A 10,654-nucleotide genomic window follows, 5' to 3' on the forward strand; every position below is an offset into this window, starting at 1 on the left:
CAGATTGTTTCAGATTCAGTTTGGAGAAATCCTAAGAATCAGTACGAGATAAATGTAAAACTGAATGAAGGTAAAAAATATTATATCGGTGATGTGAACATCTTAGGGAATTCAGCATTCTCGACCGATTATTTACAAAAAGTATTAGGTTATAAAAGCGGAGATATTTATGACGCCGTAGGTTTCAACAAGAAAGTAGGTGAAGACGGTGGTAAAGAAGATGATTCTGATATCAAATCTCTTTACATGAACAGTGGTTATCTTTTCTCTAATGTAACTCCGATTGAAAAATCAGTTAAAGGAGATTCCATTAATCTTGAAATTAGAATTAACGAAGGTGAAAAAGCAACTTGGAACCGTGTAACTTGGAGTGGAAATACCACAACACATGACCACGTTATTCTTCGTTCATTGAGAACGAAACCAGGAAGTTTATTTGCGAAAAGCGATATTAAAAGAACGTATTTTGATTTAGCGGGAATGCAGTTTTTTGATCCACAGCAAGTTGGTCAGCAAATTACGCCTAACCCACAAGATAATACGGTAGATGTTCATTGGACTTTAGTTGAAAAAGGTTCTTCCCAGGTTCAGTTACAAGCTGGTTATGGCGGAGGTTCATTCATCGGAACTTTAGGACTTACTTTCAACAACTTCTCTTTGAGAAACTTCTTGAAATTTAAAGACTTTAAGCCAGTTCCACAAGGTGACGGACAAACTTTATCCATTCAGGCACAAGCAGGTCAGTTCTTCCAGAATTATGGTATTTCATTTACAGAACCATGGTTGTTTGGAACAAAACCAACTGCCTTATCAGTAGGAATTAATCAATCGTTGGTTCGTTACTCTGATCAGTTCGGATTGACTCAAAAATTAAATATCTTCTCAGCAAGTGCTGGTTTAAATAGACTTTTAAGATGGCCAGATGATTATTTCTCTTTATATACTGGGATCCAGTATCAGAGTTATGATTTCGAAAACTACCCATTCCAGTTTGGAAATACTACAGAATATTACGGTTCTGCGAAGAACTTTAGTTTTAATGTAGGATTGAGTAGAAACTCTGCTGGTATCGATCCGATTTTCCCAACTTCAGGTTCCAATATTGAAGCATCGGTGAAATTCACTCCACCATATTCCCTATTTAGTGATAAAGATTATTCTACTTTAGAACCAATTGAAAAATACAAATGGTTAGAGTTTTATAAAGTGAAAATGAAAGCCGATATTTATAATACGGTTGCCGGAAAATTAGTTTTAAGAAGTACCGCTGAAATGGGATTCTTAAACGGATATAATAAAGAATTGGGAGCGCCGCCATTCGAGAGATTTTATGTCGGAGGAACCGGACTTTTCGGTGGTAGGTATGATGGTAGGGAATTAGTGCCGCTTCGTGGATATGAAAATGCATCGTCAACCGGAGGAACGTTAGAAGACGTAACGCCTTACGGTGGAGCAACGATCTACAACAGATTTGCGTTGGAATTAAGATATCCGATTTCAATGAACCAGACTGCTAAAATTTATGCCTTATCTTTCTTAGAAGGAGGTAACGCTTACAACTCATTCGGTTCTTACAATCCATTCCAGTTGAAACGGTCAGCGGGAGTTGGGATTAGAGTATATATGGGAGCTTTCGGATTGATCGGATTTGATTTCGCTTATGGATTTGATAAAACAGCAATCGGAACAGAACCTGCAGGTTGGAAGACTCACTTCCTGATGAACCAGTCATTATAAATTTAATTAGTATGAAAAAGTTTCAATTATTATTCATATTCCTTCTAAGCTTTGCAACTACGGCAAGTGCTCAGAAAATAGGAGTGGTTGATACGGATTATATCCTTGGTAAATTGCCGCAATATAAGGAGGCAGAAGCCAGACTAAATGAGCAGATTACCAATTGGCAAAATGAAATTCAAACTTTGCAAACCGATTTTGAAAAGAAGAGAACTACTCTTGAGAATGAAAAAGTACTTTTAATCGGTGATCAGTTAAAGCTTCGTCAAAAAGAAGTAGATGATTTAGATAAAAGAATTAAAGCGATGATTAATAATCGTTTTGGCTCAATGGGCGAAATTAATAACGCCAGATCCAATTTAACGAAACCTTTTCAGGATCTTATTTGGGGAGCAATCAAGACGGTATCAGAGAAAAATACTTTGGGCATAGTTCTTGATAAAAGCAATAACATTAGTGTAATTTTCCTTGATAAAAGGTACGACTATACTGATAAAGTGTTAGATTTGCTTCTCAAAAATTCAGCAACAAAAAAGGTGGACAAAGCAGAAAACAACAAGCGAAATGTACTGAATGATCGAGCAGAAAAAATGAGATCATTAAAAGGACAGGAAAACCAATCGTTAGAATCAAAAGCGAGACAAACTAAGTAATTAACAATCAACTATAAATTAACTTAACCCCAATTATGAAAAAATTAAGTGTATTATTTGCAGCAGTAATGATGTTTGCGACCGTAGGAGTTGCAAAAGCCCAGAAGGTTGCAATGATGGATTATGAAGCAGTATTAGCTGTAATGCCAGAAACAAAGAAAATGACTACCGAATTAGAAGCTTTTAGTAAAACTAAAGGCGACGAACTAGGTAAACAAGCTGACGCTTTCCAGAAAGAAGTGCAAGCTTACCAGGCAGAAGGTGCTAAGTTAACAGAAGCTCAAAGAACTGCTAAAGAAGCCGAACTTCAGAAAAAACAACAAAGTCTTCAGGCAATTCAGCAAACTGCTCAAAATGATTTAGCTCAAAGAAGAGACGCGGCAGTAAAGCCAATCGTTGAGAAATTGAACAAAGCAGTAGAAAAAGTAGCGAAAGCTAGCGGATACGATTTTATTATTGATGCAGGTGCATTGATCTACAAAGGAGGTCCAGATGCTACGCCAGCAGTGAAAAAAGAATTAGGACTTTAAGAAATTATTTTAATATTTCAAACCATCCCAATTATCCGGGATGGTTTTTTTAATTTTGTACCATGCAAAAAGAAATTTCCAATCTTTCTAGAATACGCTTTAGCGACTGCGATCCTATCGGTCATCTTAACAATGTGAAGTATCTGGAATACATGCTCAACGCAAGAGAAGATCACGTAGAATCTGGGTATGGATTTACCTATGAAGAATACACCAGAAAAACAGGTTGTACTTGGATTACCATTCAAAATGAAATCGCTTATTTGAAAGAAGTGCGTTACAATGCTAAAGTCATTATTTCAAGTAAAACGATTGAAGTAGGAGACCGCGTTTCCAAGGTTGAAATCTTAATGAAAAGTGAAGATGGGAAAACCATTCATGCTATTTTGTGGATGACCGTTATTTATTTCAATATGAAAACCCGGAAATCAGATGTTCATCCAGAAGATACCAAAAGACTTTTCGAAAAATTCTTGGTCGATTTAGAAGAAAAAGATTTTAAAGAACGCACAGGATATTTCAGAAAGCAGAATAAAAAAGCAAATCTATAATGAAGAAAATACTAGTAATTGGTGGTAACGGGCAGTTAGGGAATTGTTTTAAAAAGCTGTCATCAGATTTTGATAGTAATTTTGAATTTAATTTCGCCAGTTCTGAAGATTTAGATATCACGGACCGAAATGCAGTTGATGATTTTTTTGACGATTTTAAACCTGATTTTTGCATCAATGCTGCAGCTTACACAGCCGTTGACTTAGCCGAAAAAGAAGCTGAAAAGGCATTCGCTGTCAATGCTGAAGCGGTAGGAAATATAGCGGAAGCTTGTAAAAATACGAAGTCCACTTTAATACATATTTCCACAGATTATGTTTTTGATGGGGAAAGTAATATTTCATATTCAGAAGATAACTTTACGAATCCACAAGGGGTTTACGGAGCCTCCAAATTGAAAGGCGAAGAACTTGCGCTCGAAAATAATCTTAAGACCATTGTGATTAGAACATCGTGGTTATATTCAGAGTTCAGCAAGAACTTTGTAAAAACCATGTTGAACCTTTTCACTGTTAAAGATGAATTGGGAATTGTCTCTGATCAGTTTGGTCAGCCAACCAATGCGAACGACTTAGCAGAAGCGGTGATGAAAATTATCGACTCAGATCCAAAAACTTTTGGAGTATTCCATTTCTCTAATTATCCGGAAACAAACTGGTTTGAATTTGCTTCTAAAATTGCCGAATTCTCTGATTCAAAAATTAAATTGAAAGCGATCACAACCGAAGAGTTTCCAACACCTGCAAAACGTCCCAAACGCAGCACAATGGCTTTAGATAAAATAGAAGAAGTATATAGCGTTGAACCGATCCACTGGGAGCATTCTCTGCAGGATTGTATTGAAATTTTAGCAACAACACCCGAATGAAAAAATTCCTATTTTTAAATTTAGTATTTCTCGCAACTTTCTTTTTCGCACAAAATGTGATGTTGAATAAAGTGGTGAAATCACATTCCAACAAAGATAAAATTTTCTATAAAATTAATCCTGAAACGACTGCTGCAGAATACTTAGGCGAAGTTGAAGTACAGGGATTTTCTGATAATGATGCAAAAGTATTTGGAATGATCTATAAAAAAGCCAAAGAAATTGGTGCCAACTCTTTTGCGTTTTTACCGTTTGAAGAGGTTGATGGAACTTTGTCCAAATTCGATCCAGCGCATTATAAACTAAGTTTGTACTATCTGCCAACTTCAGATTTTCCTAAAGAAGAAAACAAGGTTTATTTTATTTCCTCGCCTTATAAAAAGCAAACCATTTCCATTAATAATGAAAAGCTGGTTTTTGAGCCAAGAAGCTTTACAGAAATGAAAATGGCGCCTGGAGAGATTTATACGATATCAACTCGAAAATTATTGGGTTCAAGCATTAAGATCGCCGCGAAGCAAAATCAACCCGTTCAGTATTTTCAATTGTCTGGACTTTCGGTAAATTCTAATGAATACGGAAATCCGGGAATTAATTTAAAATCGGGAGATATTATTCGACTGGAACAATCTTATGCCCAGTTTCTAACAACCATTTATCAATATTTTAAATAACAAATTTTGAGCAGTATGAAAGTAGACATTTTAGCAATCGGAGCTCATCCTGATGATGTAGAATTAGGTTGTGGTGGAACTTTAGCCAAGTTGATTTCAGAAGGAAAAACAGTCGCTGTGGTCGATTTGACGCAAGGTGAACTTGGAACGCGTGGGACGAATATTACCAGAGCAGAGGAAGCTGCGGAATCGACAAGAATCATGGGTTATGTGAATAGAGAAAATCTGAAATTGAAAGATGGCTTTCTGGTAAACAGCGAAGAGTATCAAATGCAGATCGTCAAAATGATCCGCAAATACCAACCAGAAATCGTGTTTGCAAATTCTATTGATGATCGGCATCCTGATCATGCAAAAGCTTCCAAATTAGTTTCAGATGCGTGCTTTCTGTCGGGACTTGTTAAGATAGAAACTACTTTAGAAAATAAAAGCCAAAAAGCGTGGCGACCGAAGCGTATTTTCAATTATATTCAGTGGAAACATATCACTCCAGCGTTCGTTGTAGATGTTTCTGACTTCATGGAAAAGAAAATTGAGGCATGTTTGGCCTACAAAACGCAGTTTTACGATCCAAACTCGACAGAACCGATGACGCCGATCGCTTCCAAAGATTTCCTGGAAAGCCTTACTTATCGCGCTCAAGACCTTGGTAGACTCTCCGGAGTTGACTACGCGGAAGGCTTTACGACAGAAAAGTTGATTGCATTGAAAAATTTTGATGGAATAATTTTGTAGTATATCGAAAAATCTTATATTTGCACTCTCAAACGGTGGTTGTAGTTCAGTTGGTTAGAACGTCGGTTTGTGGTACCGAAGGTCGTGGGTTCGAGACCCATCATCCACCCAAGTTAAAACGCATTGATTATCAATGCGTTTTTTCGTTTTCCTACTTTTAATCTGAATATATGGAAAGTTTAAAGCCAAAAAAAAGCATTCAAAATTTTGAATGCTTTTTAATTTTTATAGAAAATCATTTAAACTTCGTCGTCGGATTCAATTGTAAATGATTTTGTTTTGAAGTCTTTGTCATGTCTTTCAGAAATTACATCTTCGCCTTTCTGGCCAATGATGAAATCTGTAGATTCTTTGAACATTTCTTCGAAGCTTTTGAAATCTTCTTTATATAAATAGATTTTATGCTTCTCGAAAGAGGCTTCTCCATTTTCACCAAAGTTCTTTTTGCTCTCGGTAATTGTTAAATAGTAATCCCCAGCTTTGGTCTCGCGCACATCAAAGAAATATGTTCTTCTTCCTGCCTTCAGCACCTTTGTGAAAATTTCATTTTCGTGGCGTTCCTTGTAATCACTCATTTCTTTCTGTTTTTCAAATCTTGTGTAACAAATATAAAAGATTTCTTTTAATTGAGAAATTTATTTTTAATTATTTGCGAAAAATTACAGATTATCAGTAAGGAATTTCCTAATTAGTTCAGATTTTCATTTTCTAGTGGAGTGAGGTTCAATATTTTATCGGCACGCTTGGCACTGCTTTCACGATGGGTAATGATAATTGAAGTGCAATTCTGTATTTCATTTTCGATGTTGAGCAGGATGTTTTCTTCCGTCTCTGTATCTAAAGCCGACAGCGAATCATCAAAAATTAAAATACTCGGTTCTTTAATTAAAGCTCTTGCAATACAAATCCTTTGTTTCTGTCCACCAGAAAGCATTACTCCACGTTCGCCAACCATCGTTTTGTATTGGTCTTTAAACTCGACAATGTTTTTATGCACATCTGCTTTCTTCGCAAACTCTACAACTAAATCGTGAGAAGGTTTGTCGATCGCAAATCCAATATTATTTTCAATCGTATCAGAAAAAAGGAAACTTTCCTGCGGAATATAACCGATGAATTTGCGGTAGTTCTCCAAATTATGATCTTTTAGATTTTTGCCATCAATGAGAATTTCCCCTTCCGTGGGATCAATTAAACGACAAAGCAAAAGTGCAATGGTTGATTTCCCGCTTCCGGTTTTCCCCATAATTGCTAAAGATTTTCCAGCTTCAATTTTAAAACTTAATTGATCAAGGGCTTTAATTCCTGTGTTCGGATAAACGTAAGAAACATTTCGAAATTCGATATCTCCTTTAATTGGATAATTCTCGTTATTGGTATTAATAATATCCGTTTTCATATCGAGAAATTCGTTAATTCTCGCCATTGATGCTTCAGCTCTTTGATTGATTGACGTTACCCAACCGACCATTGAGAATGGGAAAATTAAAATATTAATGTACAAAAAGAAATCTGCGATCTTACCGACCGACAGTTCATTCGCCATATATTTTTGTCCGCCAATTAAAAGTATGACCACATTTAATAAACCAATAACGAAAAGAATGATGGTAAAAAAATAAGCTTCTGTTTTCGCAAGATCCAGAGATTTATCTTGATAATCCTTTACTTTCGTTCCGTAACTTTTTTCGATGTAGTTCTCTTTAGCAAAAAATTTCACCACTCGAATTCCGGAGAAACTGTCTTGTACAAAAGTCGAAATCGCAGACTGGCTTTTCTGCATGATTTTCGATTTTTTATTAATGATCGAACTTACTTTATAAATTAGAAAAGAGAGAATCGGTAAGGGTAGAAGAGACCAAAGCGTCATCGCGACGTTGGTGTTTAACATATAGATACTCGTGATGATCAGTAAAATCACTAAGTTGGCAACATACATTACGCCTGGTCCAAGATACATTCTCACCGCGACAACATCTTCACTCAATCGATTCATTAAATCACCGATGGTGGTTTTCTTAAAGTCGGCCAGTGATAATTCCTGATAATGATTGTAAATTCTGTTTTTTAGTTCGTATTCAATTCCTCTGGAAGCGACTATGATGGTTTGACGCATCATAAAGGTGAAAAATCCTGTGAGTAAGGAAGAGCCGACAATGATGGCAACATAAATCAAAACCTGTTTGTTAAATCCTAAACTATTTGTGTTTGCAATTTCATCGATTGATTTTCCAACAAACTGAACTTTGAAAATATTGAAAAAATTACTGGCAATTATGAATAGAAACCCATAAAATAAAAGGGTTTTATGTTTCCAGAAATAAGGGTTTAGAGTCTTCAGTGCGTTCATAAATAATCATTCGGTTATCAGCAGTTTGATTGCTTGTAAGCCGGTGCAAAAGTAAGAAATTGAAAATTGATATTATTTGTAATATAAAGATTATCGGTGCTTTCAATAATCTTGGTAGATGGATTCTTAGCATAAGTTATGCCTTACCGCTCTCCACTTCCGACAAATTTATTATCTTTGCACCCATAAAAGCTCTTTGAAATGTTAGGAAGAAGACAAATTCGCGAAAAGGTAGTAGAATCGTTGTATTCGTATTATCAAAATCCCATCAAATTCGATGTATTAGAGAAGAATATGTTCTCGGAAATCGATAAAATCTATCATCTTTACATTTACCAACTTAATTTTTTGGTGGCTCTAAAAGATTTAGCAGAAAGACAAATCGAAATCGGTAAGAATAAATACATTCAAACTGATAAAGAAATCAATCCCAACCAAAAATTCATCAACAACCAGGTTTTAATCAAGTTAGAAGAAAATGAGGAACGCCTTTCATTTACTTCTAAACATCAGGATTTAAAATGGGACAGTTATGATGATTTATTGGTGAAGACGTTTCAAAGAATGTCGGCTGGTAAGAGATATCAAGATTTTATGAAAGAAGAAGGACATTCTTTCGAAGCTGATCAAAAATTTATTGGGAAATTATTTTTAAGATATATCGCTGAGAATGAAGATTTTCATGAGCATCTTGAAGAAAAAGAATTGAGTTGGTCAGACGATTTTCATATCGCAAACTCAATGATGCAAAAAACCATTGGTTTTTTCAAAGAAAACGAACCTAGTCATACTTTGATAAGAATGATTAAAGATGAAGAAGATCATGAATTTGCACGGAAACTTTTGAAAGAATCCTTAAATCATTGGGAAGAAAACGAGAAAAAATTGGAAGGACGATTAGACAACTGGGATTTGGACCGTGTTGCTTTGATTGATAAAATCATCTTGATTTCCGCCATTACAGAACTTGATTATTTTCCGTTAACTCCAGCACGAGTTATTATTAATGAATATATCGAGATTTCTAAAGTTTTTTCAACAGACCGTTCTAACATTTTCATCAATGGAATTTTAGATAAATACACTAAAGATTTAAATAGAAGTTAATATGAAAAATTTTATTAAAATAGCACCGATTGTTGTTGCTTTAACTTTGTTGAGTTGCAAAAAAGAACAAACTGCCGATCAACTTGTGATTGAAGAGCCAACCACTCAGGTTGCTGAACCGAACATTGATTCTCAAGAGGATATGATCAAAGAAGCAAAGTCAAAACCTTTAACAAACATTGTTCTTTCTGAAGCGCAGTTTGATTTCGGTAAGATTAACAAAGGAGATAAAAAAGAACATACTTATGAAATTACGAATATGGGTGAAAATCCATTGATCATTTCGCAAGTTAAGCCAGGCTGTGGATGTACTGTTCCAGATTACACCAAAGAGCCGATTTTGCCAGGAAAAAAAGGACAAATTACTTTGAAGTTTGATTCTGCTGGTTTCGATGGGTTGGTAAACAAACAGGCCGAAGTGTACGCGAATGTAGAGAAAGCGCCGATTATTATTGGTTTCTCGGCAGATATTCAACCTTAATTAAATTAAAAATTTTATAATGATAACAATATTTTTACAAGCAGCAGCACCAGAAGGTTCAATGATGCCAACAATGGTAATGATGGGATTAATGTTCGTTGGGTTTTATTTCCTGATGATCCGTCCACAAATGAAAAAATCAAAGCAAGAGAAAAACTTTCAAGCTGAATTGAAAGTGGGAAGCAGAGTGGTAACAACCTCTGGAATGCACGGTAGAATTAGCCAAATTATGGAAGATGGCGTAATTATCGAAACGCTTTCTGGGAAATTAAAGTTTGAAAAAGCAGCAATTTCAAGAGATTTTACACAAAATCGTTTTCCTGACAATGCTCCGGAAGCGAAATAATATTTTCGCAACAAGGATATAAAAGCAATCTCATTGAGGTTGCTTTTTTGTTTTCAGACGTAAAAAAAGTTTATTGAAACGGGGTTCAATAAACTTTAATAAAAATTATGCAGCTAAGATAGGTCCGCAATTCCTCATTTAACTAAAAAAGAGAATCAGTAAGCTCGCTACAAAGATCCTAAATATCGTGACCAGCGGATAAACCTGAGCATACGTTTGAATGGGAATATCGGAGTCTAAATAGTTCGTACTAAATGAAAGAGCTGCGGGATCTGTGTAACTACCGCTCATTATTCCAACCAGTTGCAAGAAGTTAATTTTCATCACAAACCGACCGATGATCACCATTAAAAATAATGGAATAAAAGTTATTGTACATCCATACAGCAACCACATCCAACCATTGTATTGAATGAAATTATCGTAAAAACCATCACCTGCGTGAATTCCTACTGCTGCAAAGAATAGACAAATTCCGAAATCTTTCATGAAATAAGTCGCGCCTGTGTTGATGTAAGAATGGATGAATGAAATCCCACCATAACGGGATATTAAAAGCGCTACAATCAGCGGTCCTGCTGCGAATCCTAATTTAATCGGTACCGGCAAACTTGGAATTAC

The 10,654-nt window shown here is 35.5% G+C and carries 12 protein-coding genes, 1 tRNA gene and 1 pseudogene; 11 read left to right on the forward strand and 3 right to left on the reverse strand.

What is annotated here, in order from left to right; all coding sequences use genetic code 11:
* The 8 genes from ACEYOS_RS00005 to ACEYOS_RS00040 all read left to right on the forward strand — a co-directional run.
* Window positions 1–1,737 (forward strand): outer membrane protein assembly factor (locus ACEYOS_RS00005; RefSeq protein WP_373797472.1); only part of this gene is annotated, 1,737 nt, incomplete at its 5' end.
* Window positions 1,738–1,748: 11 nt separating this feature from the next.
* Complete coding sequence (locus ACEYOS_RS00010) at window positions 1,749–2,390, forward strand: OmpH family outer membrane protein (RefSeq protein ID WP_373708823.1); 642 nt, start codon at window positions 1,749–1,751, stop codon at window positions 2,388–2,390.
* Between the two features lie 35 nt (window positions 2,391–2,425).
* Complete coding sequence (locus ACEYOS_RS00015) at window positions 2,426–2,920, forward strand: OmpH family outer membrane protein (protein ID WP_373708824.1); 495 nt, start codon at window positions 2,426–2,428, stop codon at window positions 2,918–2,920.
* 62 nt (window positions 2,921–2,982) lie between these two features.
* Entirely contained in the window at window positions 2,983–3,471 is a 489-nt protein-coding gene (locus ACEYOS_RS00020) for an acyl-CoA thioesterase (protein ID WP_373708825.1), read from the forward strand.
* Window positions 3,471–4,340: a dTDP-4-dehydrorhamnose reductase gene (gene rfbD / locus ACEYOS_RS00025; protein ID WP_373708826.1), complete on the forward strand. Its 870-nt coding sequence runs from the start codon at window positions 3,471–3,473 to the stop codon at window positions 4,338–4,340. The genes ACEYOS_RS00020 and rfbD overlap by 1 nt, the downstream gene beginning before the upstream one ends.
* Window positions 4,337–5,014 carry a hypothetical protein gene (locus ACEYOS_RS00030; RefSeq protein WP_373708827.1) on the forward strand — a complete coding sequence of 226 codons (678 nt, stop codon included), beginning with the start codon at window positions 4,337–4,339 and terminating at the stop codon, window positions 5,012–5,014. Before rfbD ends, ACEYOS_RS00030 begins: the two co-directional genes overlap by 4 nt.
* Window positions 5,015–5,029: 15 nt before the next feature.
* Window positions 5,030–5,749 carry a bacillithiol biosynthesis deacetylase BshB1 gene (gene bshB1 / locus ACEYOS_RS00035; protein ID WP_373708828.1) on the forward strand — a complete coding sequence of 240 codons (720 nt, stop codon included), beginning with the start codon at window positions 5,030–5,032 and terminating at the stop codon, window positions 5,747–5,749.
* Between the two features lie 35 nt (window positions 5,750–5,784).
* Window positions 5,785–5,858: transfer RNA gene (locus tag ACEYOS_RS00040), tRNA-His, on the forward strand.
* 130 nt (window positions 5,859–5,988) lie between these two features.
* Here ACEYOS_RS00040 and ACEYOS_RS00045 read toward each other — a convergent pair.
* Complete coding sequence (locus ACEYOS_RS00045) at window positions 5,989–6,324, reverse strand: DUF3276 family protein (protein ID WP_373708829.1); 336 nt, start codon at window positions 6,322–6,324, stop codon at window positions 5,989–5,991.
* Window positions 6,325–6,437: 113 nt separating this feature from the next.
* Entirely contained in the window at window positions 6,438–8,099 is a 1,662-nt protein-coding gene (locus tag ACEYOS_RS00050; RefSeq protein ID WP_373708830.1) for an ABC transporter ATP-binding protein, read from the reverse strand.
* A gap of 201 nt (window positions 8,100–8,300) precedes the next feature.
* Between ACEYOS_RS00050 and nusB the strand changes: the two genes are divergently transcribed.
* From nusB to yajC, 3 genes are read left to right on the forward strand one after another with little or no spacing between them, the layout of a single operon-like run.
* Window positions 8,301–9,206, forward strand: coding sequence for a transcription antitermination factor NusB (gene nusB, locus ACEYOS_RS00055; protein WP_373708831.1), 906 nt, complete (start codon window positions 8,301–8,303; stop codon window positions 9,204–9,206).
* Window position 9,207: 1 nt separating this feature from the next.
* Entirely contained in the window at window positions 9,208–9,687 is a 480-nt protein-coding gene (locus ACEYOS_RS00060; protein WP_373708832.1) for a DUF1573 domain-containing protein, read from the forward strand.
* Window positions 9,688–9,706: 19 nt separating this feature from the next.
* Window positions 9,707–10,033: a preprotein translocase subunit YajC gene (gene yajC / locus ACEYOS_RS00065; protein WP_373708833.1), complete on the forward strand. Its 327-nt coding sequence runs from the start codon at window positions 9,707–9,709 to the stop codon at window positions 10,031–10,033.
* A gap of 138 nt (window positions 10,034–10,171) precedes the next feature.
* On the opposite strand, the pseudogene ACEYOS_RS00070 reads toward yajC, so the two are convergent.
* Window positions 10,172–10,654: pseudogene (locus tag ACEYOS_RS00070) on the reverse strand (potassium transporter TrkA); the annotation flags it as partial.

It is taken from the genome of Kaistella sp. (assembly GCF_041824135.1).
In the GTDB taxonomy this organism is placed as follows: domain Bacteria; phylum Bacteroidota; class Bacteroidia; order Flavobacteriales; family Weeksellaceae; genus Kaistella.